Source organism: Stenotrophomonas sp. STEN020, assembly GCF_056760195.1.
Window position 1 is genome coordinate 30,822 of sequence record NZ_JBRREI010000022.1, and the last position, 24,960, is coordinate 55,781.

At 63.0% G+C, this 24,960-nt stretch carries 18 protein-coding genes; 3 read left to right on the forward strand and 15 right to left on the reverse strand.

Annotated elements, in window-relative coordinates; translation table 11 throughout:
• Positions 1 to 64 precede the first annotated feature (64 nt).
• Positions 65 to 2,134 carry an EAL domain-containing response regulator gene (locus tag ACVOLZ_RS11210; RefSeq protein WP_481516203.1) on the forward strand — a complete coding sequence of 690 codons (2,070 nt, stop codon included), beginning with the start codon at positions 65 to 67 and terminating at the stop codon, positions 2,132 to 2,134.
• A gap of 241 nt (positions 2,135 to 2,375) precedes the next feature.
• Here ACVOLZ_RS11210 and fabV read toward each other — a convergent pair whose 3' ends face one another.
• The 10 genes from fabV to ACVOLZ_RS11260 all read right to left on the reverse strand — a co-directional run bounded on the left by fabV (position 2,376) and on the right by ACVOLZ_RS11260 (position 14,256).
• Positions 2,376 to 3,635 (reverse strand): enoyl-ACP reductase FabV, encoded by a 1,260-nt coding sequence (fabV, locus tag ACVOLZ_RS11215; protein WP_481516204.1) that lies wholly within the window; start codon positions 3,633 to 3,635, stop codon positions 2,376 to 2,378.
• Positions 3,636 to 3,824: 189 nt separating this feature from the next.
• Positions 3,825 to 4,793, reverse strand: coding sequence for a protein translocase subunit SecF (gene secF, locus ACVOLZ_RS11220; protein ID WP_481516205.1), 969 nt, complete (start codon positions 4,791 to 4,793; stop codon positions 3,825 to 3,827).
• Between the two features lie 61 nt (positions 4,794 to 4,854).
• On the reverse strand, positions 4,855 to 6,699 hold the full coding sequence (secD, locus tag ACVOLZ_RS11225; RefSeq protein ID WP_481516206.1) for a protein translocase subunit SecD: 1,845 nt from the start codon (positions 6,697 to 6,699) through the stop codon (positions 4,855 to 4,857).
• Between the two features lie 57 nt (positions 6,700 to 6,756).
• Positions 6,757 to 7,086 carry a preprotein translocase subunit YajC gene (yajC, locus tag ACVOLZ_RS11230; RefSeq protein ID WP_481513552.1) on the reverse strand — a complete coding sequence of 110 codons (330 nt, stop codon included), beginning with the start codon at positions 7,084 to 7,086 and terminating at the stop codon, positions 6,757 to 6,759.
• Positions 7,087 to 7,213: 127 nt separating this feature from the next.
• Positions 7,214 to 8,353, reverse strand: a complete 1,140-nt coding sequence (gene tgt, locus ACVOLZ_RS11235) for a tRNA guanosine(34) transglycosylase Tgt (protein ID WP_481516207.1) — start codon at positions 8,351 to 8,353, stop codon at positions 7,214 to 7,216.
• 86 nt (positions 8,354 to 8,439) lie between these two features.
• On the reverse strand, positions 8,440 to 9,441 hold the full coding sequence (locus tag ACVOLZ_RS11240; protein ID WP_481516208.1) for an ABC transporter ATP-binding protein: 1,002 nt from the start codon (positions 9,439 to 9,441) through the stop codon (positions 8,440 to 8,442).
• Entirely contained in the window at positions 9,431 to 11,083 is a 1,653-nt protein-coding gene (locus tag ACVOLZ_RS11245; RefSeq protein ID WP_481516209.1) for an ABC transporter permease, read from the reverse strand. The genes ACVOLZ_RS11240 and ACVOLZ_RS11245 overlap by 11 nt, the downstream gene beginning before the upstream one ends.
• A 72-nt stretch (positions 11,084 to 11,155) precedes the next feature.
• Complete coding sequence (locus ACVOLZ_RS11250; protein WP_481516210.1) at positions 11,156 to 12,238, reverse strand: Fe(3+) ABC transporter substrate-binding protein; 1,083 nt, start codon at positions 12,236 to 12,238, stop codon at positions 11,156 to 11,158.
• Between the two features lie 93 nt (positions 12,239 to 12,331).
• Entirely contained in the window at positions 12,332 to 13,375 is a 1,044-nt protein-coding gene (gene queA / locus ACVOLZ_RS11255) for a tRNA preQ1(34) S-adenosylmethionine ribosyltransferase-isomerase QueA (RefSeq protein WP_481516211.1), read from the reverse strand.
• A gap of 449 nt (positions 13,376 to 13,824) precedes the next feature.
• Positions 13,825 to 14,256 carry an Lrp/AsnC family transcriptional regulator gene (locus ACVOLZ_RS11260; RefSeq protein ID WP_282271858.1) on the reverse strand — a complete coding sequence of 144 codons (432 nt, stop codon included), beginning with the start codon at positions 14,254 to 14,256 and terminating at the stop codon, positions 13,825 to 13,827.
• A 118-nt stretch (positions 14,257 to 14,374) separates the two neighbouring features.
• On the opposite strand from ACVOLZ_RS11260, the gene ACVOLZ_RS11265 reads away from it, so the two are divergent.
• Entirely contained in the window at positions 14,375 to 15,871 is a 1,497-nt protein-coding gene (locus tag ACVOLZ_RS11265; protein ID WP_481516212.1) for an aminotransferase class III-fold pyridoxal phosphate-dependent enzyme, read from the forward strand.
• A gap of 76 nt (positions 15,872 to 15,947) precedes the next feature.
• Here ACVOLZ_RS11265 and ACVOLZ_RS11270 read toward each other — a convergent pair whose 3' ends face one another.
• From ACVOLZ_RS11270 to ACVOLZ_RS11285, 4 genes are all read right to left on the reverse strand, one after another.
• A complete protein-coding gene (locus ACVOLZ_RS11270; RefSeq protein ID WP_481516230.1) occupies positions 15,948 to 17,345 on the reverse strand; it encodes an efflux transporter outer membrane subunit in 1,398 nt (465 codons plus the stop codon).
• Between the two features lie 20 nt (positions 17,346 to 17,365).
• Positions 17,366 to 18,103 carry an SDR family oxidoreductase gene (locus ACVOLZ_RS11275; protein WP_481516213.1) on the reverse strand — a complete coding sequence of 246 codons (738 nt, stop codon included), beginning with the start codon at positions 18,101 to 18,103 and terminating at the stop codon, positions 17,366 to 17,368.
• Between the two features lie 130 nt (positions 18,104 to 18,233).
• On the reverse strand, positions 18,234 to 21,404 hold the full coding sequence (locus ACVOLZ_RS11280; RefSeq protein ID WP_481516214.1) for an efflux RND transporter permease subunit: 3,171 nt from the start codon (positions 21,402 to 21,404) through the stop codon (positions 18,234 to 18,236).
• A 106-nt stretch (positions 21,405 to 21,510) separates the two neighbouring features.
• Complete coding sequence (locus tag ACVOLZ_RS11285; RefSeq protein ID WP_481516231.1) at positions 21,511 to 22,707, reverse strand: efflux RND transporter periplasmic adaptor subunit; 1,197 nt, start codon at positions 22,705 to 22,707, stop codon at positions 21,511 to 21,513.
• A gap of 512 nt (positions 22,708 to 23,219) precedes the next feature.
• Between ACVOLZ_RS11285 and ACVOLZ_RS11290 the strand changes: the two genes are divergently transcribed.
• Complete coding sequence (locus tag ACVOLZ_RS11290; protein WP_481516215.1) at positions 23,220 to 24,242, forward strand: LysR family transcriptional regulator; 1,023 nt, start codon at positions 23,220 to 23,222, stop codon at positions 24,240 to 24,242.
• A gap of 76 nt (positions 24,243 to 24,318) precedes the next feature.
• On the opposite strand, the gene ACVOLZ_RS11295 is transcribed toward ACVOLZ_RS11290, so the two are convergent.
• Positions 24,319 to 24,798, reverse strand: coding sequence for a hypothetical protein (locus tag ACVOLZ_RS11295; protein WP_481516232.1), 480 nt, complete (start codon positions 24,796 to 24,798; stop codon positions 24,319 to 24,321).
• Positions 24,799 to 24,960 lie beyond the last annotated feature (162 nt).

Consider the following 24,960-nt stretch of genomic DNA (forward strand, 5'->3'; position numbering starts at 1 on the left):
CGATCTGCGCATAGACGCCAGCGCCGTGCATCGTGTATTAAACCCCGTCCCCCGGGAGTCCTGAATGCAGAACGCCAAAGACATCACCTTGCGCTTGCTGATCGTTGACGACAGTGCCGAAAACGCCGAGGCCATCGTCAGCACCTTGCGCAACAGCGGCATCGCAGTACGCCCGTCGCGGCCGCAAAGCCCCGACGAGCTGAACCAGGCGCTGGGCCAGCCCATCGATCTGGTGCTGGCGGCCAACTCTTACGTCATCCCGCAGTCGCTGCTGACCCAGCAGGTCGCGGCCAGCGGCAAGGACATCCCGATGATCCTGCTGAGCGACAGCATCGATGCACAGATGCTGCTGGACTCGGCCGCCAATGGCATCCGCGCCATCGCACTGCGCCAGCAACCGGATCATCTGTTGTCGGTGGTGCAGACCGAATGGACCGACCTGCAGGCACGTCGCGGCCTGCGCCGGATCGAAGCACAGATGCGCGAGACCGAGCGCCGCTGTGATGCACTGATCTCGTCCTCGCGTGATCCCATCGCCTATATCCATGAAGGGATGCACATCCGCGCCAACGAAGCCTATCTGGACATGTTCGGATTCGAGTCGTTCGAGGATGTGGAGGGCATCTCGCTGCTGGACATGGTGGCACCGCAGCATGTGGAGAACTTCAAGCAGCTGCTCAAATCCCTGAGCAAGGGCGAAGCACCGCCACCGCAATACGAGGTGCACGCACGCAACCAGGACGGCGACACGTTCCCGGCGACGATGGAGTTCACCGCCGCGACCTACGAGGACGAGAGCTGCTTCCAGATCGTGTTCCGCCGCCGCGAAGAGTTTGACCCGGAACTGGCACGCGAAGTGGAAGCCCTGCGCCAGCGTGACCAGGTCACCGGCCTGCTCAACCGCCCGACCTTCATGGTGCAGCTGGAGAAGGCCGTGGCCCAGGTGGGCCGCAGCGATGGCCAGTACGGCTTCCTGCTGGTCGAACCCGATCACTATTCGCGCCTGCTGCCCGATATCGGCCTGGATTCGGCCGATGCGCTGATTGCCGCCCTCGGCCAGAAGCTGGCCCAGGCCATCGGCGAAGACGCGCAGCTGGCGCGCTTCGGCGAACACAACTTCGCCCTGCTGACCGAAGGCGATTACGCACACACGTCGCAGATGGCCGAACGCGTGCGCAGCGCCTTTGCCTCGTCGGTATTCAGCATCGGCGAGCGCTCGGCAACCGTCACCGTCAGCATTGGCGGCGTACAGGTAGGCGAGAAGATTGCCAGCGTCGGCCAGGTATTGAACCGTGCCAATGACTGCGCGCGCGCTGCGATCGAGCTGGGTGGCAATACGTTCAAGGTATTCGACCCGGGCGCGGCCGACCGTGTCGAAGAAGAACGCATCCAAAGCTGGGTCCAGCGCATCCGCGAGGCGGTGGCCGGTGATGGCTTCCATCTGCGTTTCCGTCCGGTGTTGAACCTGATGGGCGAGCCGATCCAGCTGTATGACACCTCGCTGCAAATGGAAAACAATGGCGAGATGATTGGCCCAGCCACCTTCCTGCCGATCGCGCAGGAACATGAGCTGCTGGCGCCGATCAACCGCTGGGTGGTGGCCAACGCCATCCGCGCGCTGGGCGAGCGCCGCCGTGCCGGCCATCGCACCCATCTGATGGTCCGCATCACACCCGAGTCGTTCTCCGATCCTGAGCTGCTGACAGTGATTCGCAATGGCTTGCAGGCCGAAGGCGTTGAAGGCGCGCAGCTGTGGCTGCAGATTCCCGAGGCCAAAGTGTTTACCCACCTGCGCAATGCCCAGCAGTTCCTGGGTGACGTCACCAAGCTGGGCTGCAAGGTTGGTTTGGAGCAGTTTGGTTCGGGACTGGATTCGTTCCAGCTGCTGGCGCATTTCCAGCCGGGCTTCCTCAAGCTGGACAGCGCGTTCACTGCTGACCCGACACTTGCCAAGGAGCAGTTGGAAAAGACCCAGGAAATCACCACCAAGGCGCAGTCTGCTGGCATTTTGACCATCGCCGAGTTTGTGGCGGATGCCTCGACGATGAGCTTGTTGTTCAGTGCTGGCGTTGATTATGTGGAAGGTGATTTTGTCGGCCCGCCGACGGCTCAGATGGATTTTGAGTTTGGTTGATGGGTGATTGAACTGCGTTCTGGCGCCCTGCGCTAGAAGCTGCCCTCACCCCAACCCCTCTCCCGCAAGCGGGAGAGGGGCTAGCAATGCCTGGGCTTGCGGTGCACTAGCAGCCGACCCTATCGGAGCCCCTCTCCCGCGCGCGGGAGAGGGGTTGGGGTGAGGGGAAGCTTCTAGCTAGAAAAGCTAAAAAAGAAGGCCGCGCAAAGCGCGGCCTTCTCACAACTAAAAAGCCAAAAACTCAGACTTCAACAATTCCCGGAATAGCCACATCCGGATTCACATCGGCTTCGTAATCCACGCCGTCGATGCCGAACCCGAACAGGCGCAGGAAGTCAGCCTTGTAACCGGCCAGGTCGCTGATCTCGTACAGGTTCTCATTGGTCACCTGCGGCCACAGCTCCAGCACCTTGCTTTGCACTTCCGGCGCCATTTCCTTGTAGTCCGCACGCAGACGGCCTTCGCCGTCCACCAGCGCGATCTCACGGCCCTGCGCATCCTGCAGCTGCTGGCGGATATGCTCGGCCGCGTTGGTGCCGCCCTGCGGGCCGTTGTACAGAATGTCGTACAGGGTATCGAGCTGTTCGATGCAACCCTCGTGCGTGCCCTGCTCTTTCATCACCTTGAACAGCAGCGACAGATACAGCGGCATGGTCGGGATTGCCGAGCTGGCCTGGGTCACAACGGCCTTCAGCACCGACACACGTGCATCGCCACCAAGATTCTGCAGCTTGTCGCGGATGGCCAGCACCTTGTTGTCCAGGTCCTTCTTGGCTGCGCCGATCGAACCGTTCCAGTAAATGGCCTGGGTGATCTCTTCGCCCACATAGGTGAACGCGGTGGTGGTGGCACCCGGTGCCAGCACGCCGGCTTCAAGCAGGGCGTCGATCCACATCTGCCAGTCTTCGCCACCCATGACCTGCACGGTGCCGGCGATTTCCTCGGCCGTTGCCGGCTGCAGCGTGGTTTCGGTCAGCACTTCCTTGTCGGTATCCAGACCACGCAAGGTGATCGGCGCGCCGATCGGCTTGAGCGTCGAGCTGATGATCTCGCCGGTCTTGGGGTGCTTGCGGCGCGGAGCGGCGAGGCTGTAAACCACCTGATCGACCTGACCCAGATCGGCCTTGATGATCTCGATGACCTTCTGCTTCACCTCGTCGGAGAATGCATCACCATTGACGCTGCGCGCATACAGGCCAGCCTGGTGTGCGTACTTCTCGAACGCGGCGGTGTTGTACCAGCCCGCCGTAGCCGGCTTGGTCTCGCTGCCAGGACGCTCGAAGAACACGCCCAGGGTGGCGGCATCGCTGCCAAACGCAGCCTTGATGCGCGCGGCCAGGCCATAACCGGTGGACGCACCGAGTACCAGCACCTTCTTCGGGCCATTGGCCAGCTTGGGCTGGGCCTTGATGTAATCGATCTGTTCCTTGACCGCCGCATCGCAACCAGTCGGATGGGTGGTGACGCAGATGAAGCCGCGCACACGCGGTTTGATGACCATGAAAACCTCGGTTGGCTAAACAGAAGACAGCAGCACAAGCAGTTTGCGCGCTGAACCGGGAGGATCGTAGTGCGCCGCCGCATCGAAAACAACCGACGCCACCGCATGGACCAGCCTGCCCTCGCCCTTATCGCGGGCAAAAGAAAAGCCGCGCAGGGCGCGGCTTTTCGGCGAGGCAGTGCGATTCCGTCAGGGACGACGGGCCAGCTCTTCCTCGTCCTTGGCCTTGGGCAGCAGATCCTGCTTGGTGACCTTGAACGGACCGATACTCAGCAGCGGCACGGCGACGATGATCGAGGAGATGACCACGATCACGGCGCCGACCATGTGGGTTTCGGCCAGGCCTTCCATCGACTCGCCACCGAACATGTACAGCGCCAGTGCGGACAGGAAGAACAGCACCGCGGTGATGACCGTACGCGACAGCGTCTGGTTGATCGAGCGGTTCAGCACTTCCAGCGGCTCCACGCGCAGGCTGCGGAAGTTTTCGCGCACACGGTCGAACACCACGATGATGTCGTTGATGGCAAAACCCATAACCGACAACATACCGGCCAACACAGTCAGGTCGAACTCGCGGCCAACCAGCGACATGTAGGCGATGGTCAGGATCAGGTCGAAGAACGCGGTGACGCTGGCGACGATGGCGAATTTCCATTCGAAGCGGGCGGCGATGTAGATCAGGAAGCCGATGACCATGAACAGCGTGGCGTAAATGCCGTTCATCGCCAGGTCCTTGCCGACCTGCGGACCGACGAACTCGCCCGGCTGCACGGTAGCGACGTTGTCCGCCGCGGTCACCGCAACGCGAACTTTCTCGGCAACCTGCTGCGCGGCATCGGCAGCATTGTTGTGCTCACCTTCTGGCGGCAGGCGGATCATCAGGTCATTGCCGCCACCGACGCTCTGCACCTGGGCATTGTCGAAGCCGGCCTTTTCCAGACGCTCACGCACCGTGTCGGCGTCGATGCTCTTTTCAAAGTGGGTACGCACCACCGTGCCACCGGTGAACTCGAGGGCGTAGTTGAAGCCCTTGAAGCCGATGATGGCGAACGAGGCCAGCAACAACACCACCATGATCGCGAGCACCGGCTTGCGGTGACTCATGAAGTCGATGTTGGTGTCGTTCGGAACGATGTGAAGTGGAAACAGTTTCATGCAAGGAGTTCCTTGGAAAACCCGCACCGGTCAGGTGCGGGCTTCTGCGAAGAGGTTTGCGTCAGATGGCCACGGAGGTCAGCTTCTTGCGCTTGGCGTAGATCAGCGTCGCCAGCGCACGCGATACGGTGATCGCAGTGAACATGGAGGCGAAAATACCGATGATCATGGTCAGCGCGAAACCCTTCAGCGGGCCGGTACCGAACGCGTACAGCGCCACACCGACGATCAGGCCCGTCAGGTTGGCGTCGAGGATGGTGCCCGAGGCGCGCTCGTAGCCCTCCGCGATCGCCTTCTTGGCCGGCATGCCCAGTCGCAACTCTTCACGGATACGTTCGTTGATCAGCACGTTGGCGTCGACCGACAAGCCGACCGACAAGGCCAGACCGGCAAAGCCCGGCAAGGTCATGGTCGCGCCGAACATCGACATCACCGCCACCACGATCAGCAGGTTGAACAGCAGTGCCACCGAGGTGATCACGCCGAACATGCGGTAGTAGATGGCGAAGAACACCAGGGTGAAAATGAACGAGAACACCACAGCCTTGACGCCGCGGTCCACGTTCTCTTTACCCAGGCTCGGGCCGATCACGTATTCCTCGACGAAGTCCATCGGCGCAGCCAGCGAGCCGGCACGCAGCAGCTTGGCCAGGCCGTCGGCTTCGGTCTTCTCCAGACCGGTGGTCTGGAATTCCTTGCCGAACACACCGTTGATGTTGGCGACGGAGATCACTTCTTCCTTGACCCGGAAGCTGCGCTGCTCCACACCATTGACCATGGTCACCTGCGGAATCCGCTCGGTGTAGACCACAGCCATCGGCTTGCCGACATTGGCGCTGGTGAAATCAAACATGCGCTGGCCACCGACGCTGTTCAGCGTCACGCTGACCGACGGCAAGCCGTTCTGGTCAGTGGAGGTTGCAGCCTTGACCATCTGGTCACCGGTGACGATGGTGCGCTTGTTCAACAGCACCGGGCGACCGGCGCGGTCGCGGTAGAGCTTGGCTTCCGGCGGGATGCGGCCAGTGCTGGCGGCATCTTCGGCATTGCCATCGACCACGGCGCGGTATTCCAGCGTCGCGGTGGCACCGATCATGCGCTTGGCTTCAGCCGTGTCCTGCACGCCCGGCAGCTCGACCACGATGCGGTCTTCGCCCTGACGCTGGATGATCGGCTCGGCCACGCCCAGTTCGTTGACGCGGTTACGCAGGGTGGTCAGGTTCTGCTCGATGGCGCCGGAGGCGATCTGCAGCATTTCTGCCTGCGGCACGGTTGCGGTGATGCGATCACCACTGACCGAGTAGCTGAAAGTCGGCTGCGCCTTGGCCAGCGCCGCACGTGCCTTGTCGGCATCGGCCGCGTTGGTCAGGGCGATGGCGATATCGCTTTCGCCACGACGCTCAACCGAACGGTAGGAGACGCGGTTGTCACGCAGGGTGGTACGCACGTCTTCGGTGAAGGCTTCGAAGCGCTTGTCCACCGCAGCCTTCTGGTCCACCTGCAATGCGAAGTGCACGCCGCCAACCAGATCCAGACCCAGCACCATTGGCTTGCCACCGAGATTGGCCAGCCAATCCGGAACGGTCGAAGCCAGGTTCAGGGCGACGGTGTAGTTCTCGCCGGCCGTCTCACGCAGCACCTCATTGGCGCGCGACTGGGCGTCCAGCGAAGTCAGACGGACGATCAGATTGTTCTCGCCCTCCTTCTCCACCGACTTGGCGGTAACACCGGCCTCGCTCAGTGCCTTGCTGACGCGCTCTTGCAGCGCATCATCAATTTGCCCACCACGGTTGGCGGTGATCTGAACGGACGGATCCTTCTGGTAGATGTTGGGCAGCGCGTACAGCGCGCTGACCGCCAGAACGATCAGAATCAGGAAGTACTTCCAGCGCGGAAATTCAAGCATTGCAGGATCCTGCGTGACGCCGGTGCGGCGTCACGACGTGACGGAAAGGGATCAGTCTCAGGCAGCGGACTTCAGCGTGCCCTTGGGCAGGACGTTGCCGACCGAGCCCTTCTGTACGCGGATGCGGACGTTGTCGGCCACTTCCACGGTGATGAAGTTGTCGCCGATGTCGGTGACCACGCCAGCGATGCCGCCGGAGGTCAGCACTTCGTCACCCTTGGCGATCTTCTCCAGCATTGCCTTGTGTTCCTTCTGGCGCTTCATCTGCGGGCGGATCATCAGGAAGTACATCACTGCGATCAGCGCGATGGGCAGCAGGAAGGTGCCCATGCCCGGTGCGGCCGGAGCGGCCTGGGCGACGGGGAGCAGGATAGCCATGAGAGTCATTTTGTAATCCTTGATGTTGGGCGGCACCCATGCAGGCCGGATGGCCTGCAGCAGTTACCGCGAAACGGGGGTCAGCCGTGAAGTATGCCACGCGTCCGGGAGCGCGTCCCGGACCGTGTGAAGACCGCTACTCCCCCGACAACGCCGGGACGTTCAGGCCCCGGGCTGCATAGAAGGACTCGCGGAAGGCCAGGAAGGTTCCCGCCTCAATGGCCGCACGCATGTCGGCCATCAGCTTTTCGTAATAGAACAGGTTATGCAGGGTGCCCAGCATCGGCGCCAGCATCTCGTTGCAGCGGTCCAGGTGACGCAGGTAGGAACGCGTATAGCCGCCGGTGCAGGCGTGGCAGCCGCAACCCGGCTCGATCACGTCCATATCGCGCTCGTAACGGGCGTTACGGATGCGAACCGTGCCGAACGAGGTGAAAAAGTGGCCGTTACGGGCATTACGGGTGGGCATGACGCAGTCGAACATGTCCACGCCACGCGCCACGCCTTCGACCAGGTCCTCCGGACGGCCAACACCCATCAGGTAGCGCGGGCGGTCGGCCGGCAGGATCGGATGCATGTGGTCGAGCATGGCGTTGCGCTCGTGCTCGGGCTCGCCCACTGCCAGGCCGCCGATCGCATAGCCATCAAAGCCAATCTGCTGCAGCCCTTCGGCCGAGCGGCTGCGCAAGTCGGTATGCACCCCACCCTGGACGATGCCGAACAGCGCTGCATCATTGCCCATGGCGTCATGCGCGTTGCGGCTGCGCTGGGCCCAGCGCAGGCTGAGCTCCATCGACTTGCGCGCCACCGGCTCGGTGGCCGGGTACGGCGTGCATTCGTCGAAGATCATGACGATGTCCGAATCCAGCACCTTCTGGATCTTCATGCTCTCTTCCGGGCCCAGGAAGACCCGGGCGCCGTCGGTCGGCGAGGCAAAGGTGACGCCTTCTTCGGTGATCTTGCGGCGATGCGCCAGCGAAAACACCTGGAAACCACCCGAATCGGTCAGGATCGGGCCATTCCACTGGCAGAAGCCATGCAGACCACCATGGTCGGCGATGACATCCAGGCCCGGGCGCAGGTACAGATGGAAGGTGTTGCCGAGGATGATCTCGGCACCGAGCGCGCGCACCTGTTCAGGCAGCACGCCCTTGACCGTGCCGTAGGTGCCGACCGGCATGAAGGCCGGGGTCTGCACGGTGCCGCGCGGGAAGGACAGCTGGCCACGGCGGGCGCGACCATCGGTGTTCTGGAGCTTGAACTGCAATCTGGACATGGAAGCATTGAGGCGTCAGTTGCGCCAATTGTCGCGGATATGGGCCAGCAGGGCGAACTTTCGGCCGGAACGGTCAGTCGGAATAGTCAGTCAGCGAAGCGGACCGGCGCTGGATCGTGCCAGACCAGGCCGATCTCGGCGCCAATTTCAGGCAGCTGGCCGGGGCCGAAATCCAGCTCCAGCCGCTCGCCACCGGCCAGGCGCACCCAGCCACTACTGCCCGGTCCGCGAAACACCACGGCCTCGACCCGCGCGCGCAATGGCGCGGCGGGGTCCGGCAGCAGGCTCTGCGGTCGCACCAGCACCCGCCCGCCCCCACCAATCCCGAGCTGCGTAGCCTGGATCACCGCGCCACGGCCAATGAAGCCGGCCACGAACGGATCCGACGGAGTCTGATACAGCGCCTGGGCGCTGCTCCATTGCAGCAAGCGGCCCTCGTGCATGACGCCGATGCGGTCGGCCATGGCGAAGGCCTCACTCTGGTCATGGGTCACCATCAGCACCGTGGTGCCGGCCGCCTTGAGCAGGTCACGCAGTTCGCCGGCAAGGCGCTGACGGGTGTCCACATCCAGATTCGAGAACGGCTCGTCCAGCAGCAACAGGTCCGGCGCCGGCGCCAAGGCACGCGCCAAGGCCACGCGCTGCTGCTGTCCGCCCGATAGTTCATGCGGGTAGCGCTGCTCCAGACCTGGCAAGCCCACGTATTGCAACAAGGCCTGCACCCGGGCTTTGCGCTGAGTACGCTGCAAGCCGCGTAGACCAAAGCCGATGTTCGCCGCCACATCCAGATGCGGGAACAGCGCGTAGTCCTGGAACATCATCCCAACCCGACGCTGCTCGGCCGGAAGCGCCTGCTGCGGCGTAGCCAGCTCCCGCCCGGCCAGCACGATGCTGCCCTGCTGCAGCGGCTCAAAGCCGGCAATGCTACGCAGCACCGTGGTCTTGCCGCAGCCGGAAGCGCCGAGCAGGCAGCCGATCTCGCCGCGGCCGAGCTGCAACGACAAGCCCTCAACCACGGGCTTGAAACCGCTCGCGACGGGATAGCCAATATGCAAGCCGTCCAGTACCAGTTGTGCGTCAACGTGCATCTTCAACTCCATACGCCGCGCCTGCACGCGCCAACAGGATCACCGGCGGCAAGCCACTGACGACAATCAACAAGGCGGCTACCGCGCCTTCTTCGTACGTCCCGCGTGCGGCCTCGGCATACAACCAGGTAGCAAGCGTTTCGAAATTCATAGGCCGCAGCACCAAAGTGGCGGGCAGCTCCTTCATCGTGTCGACGAACACCAGCAATGCCGCAGCGGCCAAGGCCGGGCGCAATAGCGGCAAATGCACGCGTCGCAGCATACCCGCCGCACCTTCGCCCAGATTGGCAGCGGCCTGATCCAGCGACAGCGGAATCCGCGCAAGCCCCGATTCAATCCCACCCACCGACACCGCAAGAAAGCGCAGCGTATACGCCAGCACCAACACGGCCACCGAACCCATCAACAACATCTGTGGCTGACCACCGAGCAGCACCAGCAATCGGCTGGCCATGGCATCCAGTCCACCCAACGGCAGCAACAAGCCAATCGCCAGCACCGTGCCGGGGATCGCGTAGCCCAGCGTGGCAGTGCGGCTATTGGCCATGGGCAGGCCCTGGCGCCGCCGCGCCTGCGCCAACCGCAGCGCCCAAGCCACCAGCAGACCCAGCGCCATTGCCGCAAGCGTCGCCAACAACGCAACTCTCAGCGTGTTCCACAGCGCGACCAGCAGCTGCGGCGAGATACCGGCACCCTGCAGGCGCTCCGCAGCCTCCCAGAGCAGATAGGCCGCCGGCACCACAAAGCCCAACAGCACCGGCAGCAGCCCCAGCAGCAATGCGAGCAAGGCTTGAGCACCACGCAGCTGCTGCGGCTGCAACGGGCGCGGCCGCAGCACGCTGGCATAGCGCTGGCGGCGCCGACCATAGCGCTCCAGCGTCAACAACAACGCCACCACACCGAGCATCGCCAGCGCGATCTGGGCGGCGCCGGCCAGATCGCCGCGACTCACCCAGGTGGTATAGATCGACACGGTAAGCGTCTGCACGCCAAGGAACTCGGAGGCACCGATGTCGTTGAGGGTTTCCAGCAAGGCCAGCGCTACGCCTACCGCAATCGCCGGTCGCGCCAATGGCAGCGCCACCCGCCAGAAGACCTGCAGTGGTGTCGCGCCCAGGCTACGTGCCGCCTCCAGCAAGCCCGCGGCCTGGGTCATGAACAAGGCGCGGGTGGTCAGGTACACATAGGGATAAAGCACGAAGCCCAGCAACACGATGCAGCCGCCAAGATGGCGGATATCCGGCAGACGGAACTGGCGCGGGCTGTCATAGCCCAGCAGGTCGCGGATCAAGCCCTGCACCGGGCCAAGCGGATGCAGCACATCCAGATAGGCGAAGGCGGCGATATAGGTAGGCACGGCCAAGGGCAGCAGCAATGCCCAGCTCAACAGTTTGCGCCCCGGGAACGCGAACGCCGTCACTAGCCACGCGCTGCCAGTGCCAAGCACAACGACCAGTACGCCTACGCCCAGCAACAACAGGCCGGTATTGAGCAGCGCAATCGGCAACACATTGGCCCATAGATGCGCCCACAGCCCGGCGCTGCCATAGCTGGCCGCCCACGCCAGGCCCAGTACCGGCGCCAACATCAGCACCGCCACCGATGTTGCGCCCAGCAACCACGGATTCCAACGCAACGTCATCAAGCACTATCCATCACAAAACAACAGGCCGGCACCGCATGCACGGCACCAGCCCGTCGGGAACCGCAAGGTTCAATTATCGAAGCCGACCTTGTCCACCAGCTCACTGGCCAGCTTGCGGTTGGCAACCACCTCGGCCAAGGGCAGCGGGTCCACCTTCATCGGACCGAAGCTGGCGACGACCGGATCCAATGCAACGCCGGGCTTGACCGGGTATTCGTAGTTGGCGCGCGCATACAGGCTCTGCGAGCTGTCGCTGACCAGGTACTCCAGCAGCTTCACCGCATTGTCGTGGTTGGGGGCATGACGGGCGACAGCGGCGCCGGAGATATTGACGTGGGTGCCGGTATCAGCGGCACTGGCGAATACCGGTCGCACCACCTGGATGGCATCGCCCCAGCTGCGCTGCTCGGAGCCTTCTTCCGCATTTTTCATGCGACCGACGTAGTACGCATTGGCAACACCGATATCGCAGATACCGGCAAGGATGTCGCGTGCAACATCGCGATCACCGCCAGCAGCCTTGCGTGCCAGATTGGCCTTGACGCCGCGCAACCAGGCTTCGGTCTTCTCCGCACCGTCATGCGCGATCATCGCCGCGAACAGGCTGGTGTTGTAAGGATGCTGGCCGGAACGGATGCATACCCGCCCCTTCCATTTCGGGTCGGCCAGGTCTTCATAAGTGAAGCCGGTCAGGTCCAGGTCCTTGTCGGCGTAGACCACGCGGTCACGCAGCGACAGCGCAAACCACTGCCCTTCCGGCGAACGCAGGTGTGCGGGGATGGCCGCTTCCAGCACCGGCGACTTCACCGCCTGGGTGTGGCCGGCTTCGACCACATCGAGCAGACGGCCGGTATCCACCGTCATCAGCACGTCGGCCGGCGAACGCTCACCTTCGGCAGCGAGCCGCTCGGTCAAGCCATCCTTGAGCAGCACGGTGTTGACCTTGATACCGGTATCCGCAGTGAAGGCATCCAGCAGCGGCTGCACCAGTGCAGGTTCGCGCGTGGTGTAGAGGTTGACCTCACCAGCGGCGGTAGTTTTCTGCGGCGCGGCAGCAGAGGCGGGGTTGTCACCGGTCTTGGCGCAGGCGCCAAGCAGGACGAGGGAACACAGGGCAGCCAGATGGCCGGCGGCACGCTTCGGATGACGCATGGATTACTCCGGAAGTGGTCGTCGGTCCCGGCCACGATGGCCGGACACGGATCAAATGAGAACTTATCTCATTTGATCCGCCCGTGCACTGCGTCAAACAGCCGCACCCTCAACTGCCGGGAACAACAACATCGCATCGCCGTAGCTGAAGAAGCGGTACTTCTGTTCAATTGCGTGCGCATAGGCCTCGAACACGCGCTGCTTGCCAGCGAACGCGCTGATCATCATCAGCAAGGTGCTTTCCGGCAGATGGAAGTTGGTGACCATCGCATCGACGCTGCGGATGCGGTAACCCGGGGTGATGAAGATCTGGGTCTCACCGGCATACGGATGCAGCTCGCCCTCGCGCATCGCGCTCTCCAGCGCCCGCACCACGGTGGTACCGACACCGATCACGCGGCCACCGGCAGCACGGGTGCGGCGCACCTGCTCGACCAGCTCGGCGCCGACATTGAGCCATTCGCGGTGCATCACGTGCTGGGACAGGTCATCCACCCGCACCGGCTGGAAGGTGCCGGCGCCGACATGCAGGGTGATATGACCGAACTGCACGCCACGCTCGCGCAGCTGCGCCAGCAGCGCTTCATCGAAATGCAGACCGGCGGTCGGCGCAGCCACTGCGCCAACCTGCTTGGCGAACACCGTCTGGTAGCGCTCACGGTCGTCCAGACCCGGCTCACGATGGATGTAAGGCGGCAGCGGCAGGCGGCCTTCGTGCACCAACCAGGATTCCAACGACTCAGGAATATCAAAGCGCAGCACATAGAACTCGCCGTCGCGGCCAAGCACCTCGGCTTCGCCGCCGGCATCAAGCTGAATGCGGCTACCGGGCTTGGGCGACTTGCTGGCGCCGATCTGCGCGCGCGCCTGCTGCCCGCCGAGCAGACGCTCGATCAGGATCTCGACGCGGCCGCCACTGGCTTTCTGCCCGAACAGGCGTGCCGGGATGACGCGGGTGTCGTTGAACACCAGCAGATCACCGGGCTGCAGCAACTCGGCCAGATCGCGCACCTGGCGGTCATCGAACGGCGCCGGTGCCGGTGGAACCAGCAGCAGGCGGCTGGCCGAACGCTCAGCCAAGGGAGCCTGGGCGATCAATTCCTCAGGCAGGTCATAGGTGAAATCGGACTTCTTCAAGGCCGGAACTTCGTACGGGGAGCCGGCTATTGTAGCTCTCGCGGGCGGACGGGCTGGTTTTTAGGCTGTCGCTGTCGCTGTGGTTGTGGTTTCGGCTGTGGTTGTGGTTTCGGCTGTGGCTGTGGTGGTGCCTTGGACTTTGGCTGTGGCACTGGCCTCGCTTTTTGCCGTCATTCCCGCGAAGGCCGGAATCGCTCTGGCTTTGGCTTTGGCTTTGGCTTTGGCTCTGGCTCTGAGTTCGCGCGGGTCACGTCAAATCAACAGCTGGAGGCAAAGGCAAGAGCGATTCCCGCCTTCGCGGGAATGACGGCTGTAGAGCAAGGGCGAAGCAAGACCAAGCCAAACCCAATGCAAACCCAAAGCCAGACCCAAAGCCAGACCCAAAGCCAAACCCAAAGCCAAACCCAAAGCAGAGCCAAAACTCCGCCAAAGCAACGCTTCCCGCTACCTCAGCGCTCAAACTTGGTAGACAGAATAATCGCGCTATTGGTCCGCTCCACCCCATCAACCGCGCCGATCGCATCGGTCACCACATCCATCTCGCTGACGCCACCAACCACCACCATCGCGATCAGATCGTGGTTGCCGCTGACCGAATGCAGCGAGCGCACCTCGGTGATATCGCGCAGCGCCTTGACCACCGCCGGCATCTTCTTCGGCAGTACGGTGATCAGCACGTGCGCGCGCACCTGGCCCTGTTCGTAGTCCTCGTGGGTACGCACCGTATAGCCGGCAATCACCCCCAGCTGTTCCAGCCGGTCGATGCGACTTTGCACTGTGGTCCGGGACAGGCCGAGCCGGCGGGCGATCTGCGCAGTGGAGGCGCGCGCATCCTCACGGAGCACGGACAACAGGCGTTCGTCGGCAGGAGAAATATTCACATTGCGAACCAGCTTCGTCGATTCGACGAAATTACCCGAAAATCCGTCGAGATCATAGCTGCCATATGTCCAGAATCTCCACATAATGGGTATATACAAGAAACTTCTGGAGATGAGCATGACCGTACTCGGCCCCCTCGCCCCGCTTCGCGCGCACGCCGGCAGCCGCCTGACCACAGGCCTGGACGACGCCAGCGTTGAACGTTTGGCCGTCGCTCACCCGGATCTGGCCGGCGCCATCGCCGCTGCCGCCAGCGAATACACCCGCATCAAGGACGAAGCTGCCGACCTGCTGGATCTGGAAGAGCACGACCAGATCGCCGCCATGCAGGCTGGTTTCGTCAATTTTTACGCCGACGATGCCATCGTTCCCTATATCGCCCTGGCCGCCTGCGGCCCGTGGGTGGTCTCGCTCAAGGGCGCCGTACTGTATGACGCCGGCGGCTACGGCATGCTCGGCTTCGGCCACACCCCGGCTGACGTGATGGCCGCTGCGGCCAAACCGCAGGTCATGGCCAACATCATGACCCCAAGTCTGGCCCAGCGCCGCTTTGCCCAGGCCATGAAGAAAGAGATCGGCCACAGCCGCGGCGGCTGTCCGTTCACCCACTTCATGTGTTTGAACTCCGGCTCCGAAGCCGTCGGCTTGGCCGCACGCATCGCCGATATCAACGCCAAGCTGCAGACCGACCCGGGCGCACCGCATGCCGGCGCCACCATCAAACGGGTCGTGATCAAGGGCAGCTTCCACGGCCGCACCGACCGTCCCGCGTTGTACTCGGACTCCAGCCGCAAGGCCTATGACCAGCACCTGGCCAGCTACCGCGGCGAGAACAGCGTCATCACCGTTGCGCCTTACGATGAAGCAGCGATGCGCAAGGTGTTTGCCGATGCCAAGGCCAACAACTGGTTCATCGAGGCGGTATTCCTGGAGCCGGTGATGGGCGAAGGCGACCCCGGCCGCGCGGTACCGGCCAGCTTCTACAAGCTGGTCCGCGAACTGACCCGCGAGCACGGCAGCCTGCTGCTGATCGATTCCATCCAGGCCGCACTGCGTGCGCACGGCACCCTGTCCTTCGTCGACTACCCGGGCTACGAGATGCTGGACCCGCCGGACATGGAGACCTATTCCAAAGCCTTGAACGGCGCGCAGTTCCCGCTGTCGGTACTGGCCGTCACCGAGCATGCTGCCAAGCTGTATCGCAAGGGCGTGTACGGCAACACCATGACCACCAACCCGCGTGCACTGGATGTGGCCGTTGCCACCCTCGCCCGCCTGTCACCGGAAGTCCGCCAGAACATCCGTCTGCGCGGCGAGCAGGCCGTGCAGAAGCTGGAGGCGCTCAAGGCCAAGCTCGGCGGCCTGATCACCAAGGTGCAGGGCACCGGTCTGCTGTTCTCCTGCGAGCTGGCCCCGCAGTTCAAGTGCTATGGCGCCGGCTCCACCGAAGAGTGGCTGCGCATGCATGGCGTCAACGTGATCCACGGTGGCGAAAACTCGCTGCGTTTCACCCCGCACTTCGGCATGGATGAAGAAGAGCTCGACGTGCTGGTGGACATGGTTGGTCGTGCGCTGGTTGAAGGCCCGCGTCGAGCGCAAGCTGACGCTGCCTGATTTTCTGTGATGTGTAACGAAACAGGCGGCCATTGGCCGCCTGTTTCTGTTTGCAGATCCAGAAGCTCCCGCTCTCTCAACGCACGCTGGTAACCGCCAGTGCGGGACCTGGTTGCCCGCCCCAGCCGCCCAGTGCCTTGTACACCGCCACCACACTGACATTCACCGACGCTTCTGCTGCCGCCAATGCATCATCGGCAGCCAACTGATTGCGCTGTGCGTCCAGCAACGCCAAGAAGTCTTCGGAGCCTTCGCGATAACGTAGCTGCGCAAGCGATTCCGCCTTGCGTGCGGCCTGTGCCTGCTCAGCCACGATACCCAACTGCGCCTGCTGCTTGGCATATCGGGTCAGTGCGTTCTCGGTGTCTTCCAAGGCCAGCAGCACCGCCTTCTCATACTCGGCGGCTGCGCCATCGGCCTGCGCCTTGCTCGCACGCAGGCGCGCCCGCACGGTGCCGAAGTCGAATGCCGCCCAGCTGATTGACGGGGTCAACGACCAGGCCTTGTTGTTGCCATTCACCAGACCCGAAGCATCACCGCCGAGAAAGCCGACGAAACCACTCAGACTGATGCGCGGAAACAGATCCGCAGTTGCCACACCAACGCGCGCGGTAGCTGCTGCCAAGCGACGCTCGGCCATGCGCACGTCAGCACGCTGTCGCAACAGGTCGCTGGTGTCGCCCAGCGGCAATGCCTTGGCGAACGCAGGCACTTCACGTGGTTGCAGCAAGGCATCCAGCGAACCTGGACGCTGCCCGAGCAGCACGGCAAGGCGATGCCGCGACTGCACCTCGGCAACTTCCAACAACGGAATATCGGCCTCGATCGCCTTCAAACGGGCGCGACTGCTCTGCACATCCAGTTCACTGCCAGCACCGAGCTCCAACCGGGTTTCGGTCAAACGCTGGGTTTCACGCAGATTGAGCAGCGTGTCGCGCGCAACCGCAATCCGCTTCTGTGATCCGCGCAGCTCGAAGTAGTTGCGCGCCACTTCGGCTGCCACCATGACCTGCGCATCGGCCAGATTGTCGCGTTCGGCACCAAGGTCGGCGCGTGCAGCTTCGGCCGCACGGCGCTGCCTGCCGAACAGATCCAGTTCCCAGCCAGCATCGAAGCCGAGCTGGTAGGTTTCGCTGGAAACACGCTCGCCACCCAGCGATGCATCCGGCTGCATGCGCCGATCCTGGCTACCACCCGCAGTGATGTGCGGCAGCTGATCCAGGCGCTGCTCAGTGAACACCGCCCGTGCGGCGCGCACGCGGGCCATGGCGATCTGCAGATCGAGGTTGTCGCCGAGCGCATCGTGCACCAGCTGGCCCAGGACCGGGTCATCAAACTGCGCCCACCAGTTGGCCACCGGCGGCGCAGTGGAGAACGCGGCATCTGCCGCGCCCTGCAGGCTCACCGGCTCAACCGGTGCTGCCTTGTAGTTCGGACCAACGCTCACGCAGCCGGCCAGCAGGGCGCTGGCCATTGCGGTTACCAATACACGCGTCACCACGGCAGCACCTCGCCGAGGTAGCTGAAGCTACCGGTCGGGCCATCGGCAGCAATCAAGGCCATGCCTACGCTGGAACGCGCGCCTTCGGTGATCTCGATTTCACCTTCGCCACCGTTCATGTCGGTCTTGACGTAGCCCGGATGCACCGCGTTGACCTTGATCGGGCCTTCGCGCAGCTCATGCGCCAGCTGCACTGTCCAGGCGTTCAATGCGCTCTTGGAAGCGTTGTAAGCCGGCACCAGGAAGCCGTAGATCGGCGAGCCCGGCTGGGAGTGCAGGGTCAGCGAAGCCAGAATGCTGGACACATTGACAATACGTCCAGCCGGCGCGCCACGCAGCAAGGGCAGGAACGCCACAGTCACTTCAACCACTGCAAACAGATTGGTGTTGAAGGTGCTGCGCCAGGTTTCCAGCGACTGACCGCTGGCACCAGCCTGCAGGTCGTCGACCAGCACGCCGGCATTGTTGATCAGGATATCGAGGTGGCCGTAACGCTGGGTCACCTGCTCAACCGCCACCGCGATGCTGTCGGTATCGTTGACGTCGAGCTGGATGGCTTCCACCGGCAGGCCTTCTGCCTGCAGCTCCTGCGCCTTTGCGGCAGCAGTGTCGTAGTTGCGCCCGGCCAGCAGCGTGTGCACGCCTGCGGCGGCGAGTTGGCGTACGGTCTCAAGGCCGATGCCGCGGGTGGCGCCGGTAACCAGGGCAACTTTGGTGTTCTGGGTATTCATTTGCTTTTCCTTGGGGGAATGAATTGATACAAGCCCGATAACATTTCAAACCGTCATTGCCGGTGAAGGTGGCAAGGACCTGCGGGAGGCAACACATCTGCAGCCTCCCGCAACGAAGTTACACCTGCCATCAGTGGTGGATGGTCGGCTCACCATGCTGTATCAGCTTGCCACCGCCGTTACGTGACACGAACTTGCGCAGCGCCACATAGAACACCGGGGTCAGGAACAGGCCGAACAGGGTCACACCCAACATGCCAGCGAATACGGTGATACCCGTCACCGAGCGGACCTCGGCACCGGCGCCATGCGACAGCACCAGCGGCACCGTGCCGGCGATGAAGGCGATCGAGGTCATCACGATCGGGCGCAGACGCAGACGGCAGGCTTCCAATGCCGCCTCGACGATACCCTTGCCACCCATCTCCAACTCGCGGGCGAACTCGACAATCAGAATCGCGTTCTTACACGCCAGGCCCATCAGCACGACCAGGCCAACCTGCACGAAGACGTTGTTATCACCGCCGGTCAGCCATACCCCGAACAATGCCGACAGCAAGGTCATCGGTACGATCAGAATCACCGCCAGTGGCAGCGACCAGCTCTCGTACAACGCCGCCAGCACCAGGAAGGCCAGCAGGATCGCCACCGGGAACACGATGAAGGCAGCCTTGCCCTGGGTCGCCTGCTGGTAGCTCAGGTCGGTCCATTCGGTGACCATACCGGCCGGCAACACCTGCCCGGCAATCTCGGTGAGCTTGTTCATCGCCTCGGCCGAGGACAGCATGCGCGGGTCGGCCTCACCGGCCAGATCAGCCGCCGGGTAACCGTTGAAGCGCAGCACCGGATCAGGACCGTAGGTTTCCTTGACGGTCACCATCGAGCCGATCGGCACCATCTCGCCGCGATCATTGCGGGTACGCAGCTTGCCGATATCTTCCACGCTGTCACGGAACTGACCATCGGCCTGTGCGATCACCTGCCAGGTACGACCGAACTGGTTGAAGTCGTTGACATAGGCCGAACCCAGGTAGGTCTGCAGCGTGTCGAACAACTCGGTCAGCTGCACGCCCTGCGCCTTGGCTTTGACGCGGTCGACCTCCGCATCTAGCTGCGGCACGTTGGCCTGGTAGCTGGTGATCGGATAGGCCATACCCGGCGTCTGTGCGACTGCGCCCTGCATGCTCTGCACCGCGTTCTGCAAGGCACCGTAGCCGAGATTGCCGCGGTCCTCGATGAACATCTGGTAGCCGTTGCCGTTGCCCAGTCCGAGGATCGGCGGCGGCATCATCGCGAAGGCGAAACCTTCCTGCAGCCCGGCGATCTTCTGGTTGATCTCGGCATTGATCTGCGCAGCGGTACGCCCCTTGCGCTCGTTGAACGGCTTGAGCGGAATGAAGGCCACGCCGGTGTTGGGCGTATTGGTGAACTGCAGTGCATTCAAACCCGGGAACGAGATGGTGTGCGCGACGCCGTCGGTTTCCTGGGCAATCTTGGCAACCTTGCGCAGCATCTCATCGGTACGTGCAATCGACGAGCCTTCCGGCAACTTCACACCGGCGATCAGATACAGCTTGTCCTGGGTCGGGATGAAACCCGGCGGCACCAGCTTGAAGATCACCCCGGTGCCAAGCAGCAGCACCGCATAGACCACGAACACCGCGCCGCGACGGCCGAGGATGCGCGATACGCCGCGCTCGTATTTCTCCGAGCTGGTCTTGAAGAAGCGGTTGAACGGACGGAACACCCAGCCGAACAACTTGTCGATCAAACGGCTCGGCGCATCCTTGGCGGCGCCATGCGGCTTGAGCAGACGCGCTGCAAGCGCCGGCGACAGGGTCAGCGAGTTGATCGCAGAGATCACCGTGGAGATGGCAATCGTCACCGCGAACTGTTTGTAGAACTGGCCGGTAACGCCGGACAGGAAGGCCATCGGCACGAACACCGCACACAGCACCAACGCAATCGCGACGATCGGGCCGGACACTTCCTTCATTGCCTGATGGGCGGCTGCCGTCGGCGACAGGCCTTCTTCGATATTGCGTTCGACGTTCTCCACCACAACGATCGCGTCATCGACCACGATACCGATCGCCAGCACCAGGCCAAACAGGCTCAGCGTATTGATCGAGAAGCCCAACATGTACAGCGCAGCAAAGGTGCCGACAATCGAAACAGGCACGGCGATCAGCGGAATGATCGAGGCACGCCAGGTCTGCAGGAACAGGATCACCACCAGCACCACCAGGGCGATGGCTTCCAACAGCGTGGTTACCACAGCCTTGATCGAATCGCGCACGAAGATGGTGGTGTCGTACACCGCCACGTACTTCACGTCGGCCGGGAAGGTTTTCTGCAGCTCGTCCATGCGGCCGATCACCGCATCGCGGATCTCCAGCGCATTGGCACCCGGTGCCTGGAAGATGCCGATACCCACCGCGTTCTTGCCATCCAGCTGCGAACGCAAGGTGTAGTCGCCCGCACCCAGTTCGATACGCGCCACATCCGAGAGACGCACTACTTCACCGTCGGTTCCGCTCTTGAGCACGATGTCACCGAACTCCTGCTCGCTGCGCAGGCGCCCCTGTGCATTGATCAGGGTCAGGAACTGACTGTTCGGCATCGGCTCGGCACCAAGCTGACCGGCCGACACCTGCACGTTCTGCTCACGCATGGCGCGCACCACGTCGCTGGCGGTCAAGCCGCGCGAGGCGACCTTGTCCGGATCCAGCCAGGCACGCATGGCGTAGTCGCCGCCGCCGAAGATCTGCGCGTCACCCACGCCCGGAATACGTGCCAGCCCGTCCTTGACGTGCAGGCGTGCGTAGTTGCGCAGGTACAAGGTGTCGTAATTGCCCTTGGGCGAGGTGAGATGCACGACCATCAGGAAGGTCGGCGACTGCTTCTGGGTGGTCACACCCTGGCGCCGCACGTCCTCAGGCAAACGTGCCTGCGCCTGCGCGACGCGGTTCTGCACCTTCACCGCTGCTTCGTCAGGATCGGTGCCCGGACGGAAAGTGACTGTCATCTGCAGCACGCCATCGGAGCCGGCCACCGACTTGAGGTACATCATGCCCTCAACGCCGTTGATGGCCTCTTCCAATGGCGTAGCCACTGTCTCGGCGATCACCTTTGGATTGGCACCCGGATACACGGTACGCACCACCACCGACGGCGGCACCACTTCCGGGTACTCGCCAATCGGCAGGAACGGAATGCTGACCAGGCCAGCGGCGAAGATCACGATCGACAACACCGCCGCGAAGATCGGCCTGTCGATAAAAAATCTGGAAAAATCCATGGGCAAATCCTTGGAAAAGCTGGCGTCAGGCTGCAGCCGCCCTGCCCGCCCCATCGGGAGCAGACAAACACGACCGGCAGCCACGCCGGCAAAGGTAGTTGGCGGCTTAGTTGATGCTGCTTACGGCCTGGGTGGCCGGTGCAGCAACGCGCTGCATCGCAACCGCCTTGGCCTGCACCGGCATGCCTGGCATGAACACTTTCTGCACGCCGTCGACGATTACCTTGTCGCCAGCAGCCAGACCCTGTTCGACGATGCGCAGGCCCTCGGCATTGCGACCAAGCTGCACATCACGACGCTGCGCCTTGTTGTCCTTGTCCAGCACGAACACGTACTTGCGGTCCTGATCGGTCAGCACCGCCTTGTCGTCTACAAGTACTGCCTGGAACTGGCCGCTGCCCAACAGCTGCACGCGAGCAAACAGGCCCGGAGTGAACTGACGGCTGGCGTTGTCGAGCAGCGCACGCACGCGGATGGTGCCGGTGCTGCGGGTGATCTGGTTGTCGAGGAAATCGACCTTGCCTTCATGCGGATAGCCCTGCTCACCGCTCAAGCCAACCTTCACCGGCAAGGCCTGATCGCGTTCGCTCGGGCGCTCACCATTGCGCGCCATCTGCGCATAGCGCAGATAGGTGGACTCATCTGCGTCGAAGTAGACATGCACCGTATCCAGCGACACCAGGGTGGTCAGCACACTGGCCGCATCACCGGCGGTGACCAGATTGCCGGCGGTGACCATCGCGCGCCCGGCGCGGCCATCAATCGGCGCACGCACCTTGGTGAACTCCAGGTTGAGCCGCGCCGCATCCAAGGCCGCCTGCGCGGCCTGTACCTGCGCACCGGCCTGATCAGCGCTGGCGCGGCGCTGCTCGGCGGTTTCCGCAGCGATAGCCTGCTGCTCGGCCAAGCGACGCGCACGTTCGGATTCGCTGCGCGCCAAGCCAGCCTGGGTGCGTGCACGGTTCAATTCGGCCTGCGCACGGTTGAACTCGGCCTGGTAGCTGCGTGCGTCGATGGTGAACAGCACATCACCTTTCTTCACCTCTTCGCCTTCGACGTAATTGACCTTGTCGATGTAGCCGGATACGCGCGGACGCAGCTCAACGCTCTGCACCGCCTCGATACGGCCACTGAACTCGTCCCACTGTGCAACCTGCTTGATCAGCACCGGCGCAACACTTACTTCGGGTGCCGGCGGCGCGGCGTTCTCAGCGTGGCCGCCGCTGCAGGCGACCAGGACGGCCAGACTCAGTGCCGACATGCCTGCCAAGGCAACGCGACGCAGCGTGGGTGATGGGGAGATACCTTTCATTTCGTGCTCCAAGGGGGAGGTGATCAGGGGATTTCAGGACTACAAAGCGGAGCTCAACATCGCCAGGGCGGCGGCTCGCTGCGCGGCTTGTTGCGCAACGGGACCTCGGCCGGCGGAAACAGCACTGACTGCGGCAGGATCACTGTCCCGCTCGCGGAAATTTTTGGCCCACCAATGGGACAAAGTGATCTAGAACTCGCCGCAACAAGGGGGCACCCTGCCGCCGGGAGGCTCTTGGGCCGTCGACCTGCAAGTCACCAAGCAAGGACTCAAACTGCAATGGATTCAATTGATTGCAGGCCAACCTTGAAGGCAAAGCATTGCGGTAACTGGGTTCGCGGCGTGGCGTTGGCAGGGCAATGGGAGAGCGCATGCGCATGACGGCATGTCCGGATTGGATACAGGCGTACAAGATAGGCCCCTAATCCAGACTTGATTAGTACGGATTGAAGGGAATAATCATCCCGTCGCCGGCACAATTCCGCTGCCGCAAGAGTCCCCCCATGGCCAACGATCTCAACGACACCCTGATCTTCGTCAAAGTGGTCGAACAGGGCAGTTTCACTGCCGCTGCGCGACTGCTCGGCCAACCCAAGACCACGGTCAGCCGCAAGGTGCAGGAGCTGGAAACCCGGCTGGGTGCACGTCTGCTGCATCGGACCACGCGCCGACTGGGCCTGACCGAGGCCGGCACCGTCTACTACGAGCACTGCCAGCGCATCGCCCGCGAACTGGACCAAGCCGAGAGCGCGGTCAGCCAGTTGCAATCCGGCCCGCGCGGCTGGCTGCGTTTCACCGTGCCGTACTCCATCGGCACCTGCTGGATTGCACCGCTGCTGGGCCAGTTCCAGAATGAATACCCGGAGATCCGGGTCGATATGCATCTGGGCAATGAAACCCTGGACCTGATCTCCGGCGAAGTGGATCTGGCACTGCGCGTCGGCGCGCTGCCCGACTCCAACCTGATCGCGCGCAAGCTCGGCAGCCTACGCACCCAGGTATTCGCCAGCCCGGCCTATATCGCCGTGCACGGCGAGCCCAAGCACCCTGACGAGCTGCAGTTCCACCGCACGCTGGCGATCCGCAAGACCCATCACGGACAGACCCAACGCTTTACCTGGACATTGGCGGAAAATGGCGGCGAGATGCGCGAGTTTCCAGTCAATCCGCTGCTTGTGGCAAACGACCCCTCAGCACTGAACGCCGCTCTCGTGGCCGGCGAAGGCTTGATGCTCAGCAGCGATGTGATGGCCAAGCCGTTCGTCGAATCCGGCATGGTGCGGCAGATCCTGCCCGGCTGGACCGGCCCGGACTACGACTTCAATGCGGTGTTTGCCGGCGGCCGACTGGTATCACCCAAGGTGCGCGCGTTCATCGACTTCCTGGTCGCCAAGCTCAACTTCGACGCCAACTACATGATGCTGCAATGCCCCAACGCCAAGCGTCTGGCCGATATCGAGCAGGAGTACCAGCAGCGCTCGAAGGGGCACCCGAAGCTGCGCGTGGTTGAGGCACTCAGCGCCTGAGCGCGATGCCATGCATCAAACAAGAACGGCGGCCAAACAGGCCGCCGTTTTTTGTATGCATCAAGCGTTTGAAGTATCAATAGCCACGGTAATACGGCCACAGCGGCACGATATGGACTTCCTTGCAGCCGTCATAGCGGCTGCAGCTGCCGAAGTAACCCGGCCCGGAATAGCGCTGGCGGGCATCACGGTTGTAGGGGCTGTTGTAGAAATCCGGGCGCGATAGCCTGCCTTCCCCGTAGTAACGATACGGCGTTTGGCCGATGCTCGATTCGGTACGGAAGGTCTGCGCCAACACCTGCGCGCCGTCATTTTCAACATAACCGTTTTCGTTGTCGTAGCGGACCAGCCGGTAATAGATCGTCTCACCGCCTTGCTTGCGGCTGTGCAGCTGCTCCAACTGCCCACCACCGGTATCGGCGTAGGCCTTGCCGTTCTCAAAGAGCACTTCGCTGGGGTTGACGATCTCCTCCTCCAACGGCGGCGCGGCTTCCGCGCTCGCTGCTACTGCCAACAACATGGCCGCTACGGCCAGCTTGTTCCACGCCTTACCCATAATGCGCATGACCACCCTCCTTGATTGGGCACCTGCCGCTAGCGGCAGCCCGCCGTTATCGCCCAGCCGATACTCCTTGGCTGAGCCGTCATTGCTACGTGCTGTCATCACGGTGCCAGCCTTACCGGCACTCGCGATGACGCATTGGGACAAATCCGCATT

Bases quoted from the DNA above. Each gene is read 5' to 3' on its own strand.
- ACVOLZ_RS11210 (WP_481516203.1), top strand. From the start codon at position 65: ATGCAGAACGCCAAAGACATCACCTTGCGCTTGCTGATCGTTGACGAC.
- fabV (WP_481516204.1), bottom strand. From the start codon at position 3,635: ATGGTCATCAAACCGCGTGTGCGCGGCTTCATCTGCGTCACCACCCAT.
- secF (WP_481516205.1), bottom strand. From the start codon at position 4,793: ATGAAACTGTTTCCACTTCACATCGTTCCGAACGACACCAACATCGAC.
- secD (WP_481516206.1), bottom strand. From the start codon at position 6,699: ATGCTTGAATTTCCGCGCTGGAAGTACTTCCTGATTCTGATCGTTCTG.
- yajC (WP_481513552.1), bottom strand. From the start codon at position 7,086: ATGACTCTCATGGCTATCCTGCTCCCCGTCGCCCAGGCCGCTCCGGCC.
- tgt (WP_481516207.1), bottom strand. From the start codon at position 8,353: ATGTCCAGATTGCAGTTCAAGCTCCAGAACACCGATGGTCGCGCCCGC.
- ACVOLZ_RS11240 (WP_481516208.1), bottom strand. From the start codon at position 9,441: ATGCACGTTGACGCACAACTGGTACTGGACGGCTTGCATATTGGCTAT.
- ACVOLZ_RS11245 (WP_481516209.1), bottom strand. From the start codon at position 11,083: ATGACGTTGCGTTGGAATCCGTGGTTGCTGGGCGCAACATCGGTGGCG.
- ACVOLZ_RS11250 (WP_481516210.1), bottom strand. From the start codon at position 12,238: ATGCGTCATCCGAAGCGTGCCGCCGGCCATCTGGCTGCCCTGTGTTCC.
- ACVOLZ_RS11265 (WP_481516212.1), top strand. From the start codon at position 14,375: ATGACCGTACTCGGCCCCCTCGCCCCGCTTCGCGCGCACGCCGGCAGC.
- ACVOLZ_RS11270 (WP_481516230.1), bottom strand. From the start codon at position 17,345: ATGGCCAGCGCCCTGCTGGCCGGCTGCGTGAGCGTTGGTCCGAACTAC.
- ACVOLZ_RS11275 (WP_481516213.1), bottom strand. From the start codon at position 18,103: ATGAATACCCAGAACACCAAAGTTGCCCTGGTTACCGGCGCCACCCGC.
- ACVOLZ_RS11280 (WP_481516214.1), bottom strand. From the start codon at position 21,404: ATGGATTTTTCCAGATTTTTTATCGACAGGCCGATCTTCGCGGCGGTG.
- ACVOLZ_RS11290 (WP_481516215.1), top strand. From the start codon at position 23,220: ATGGCCAACGATCTCAACGACACCCTGATCTTCGTCAAAGTGGTCGAA.
- ACVOLZ_RS11295 (WP_481516232.1), bottom strand. From the start codon at position 24,798: ATGGGTAAGGCGTGGAACAAGCTGGCCGTAGCGGCCATGTTGTTGGCA.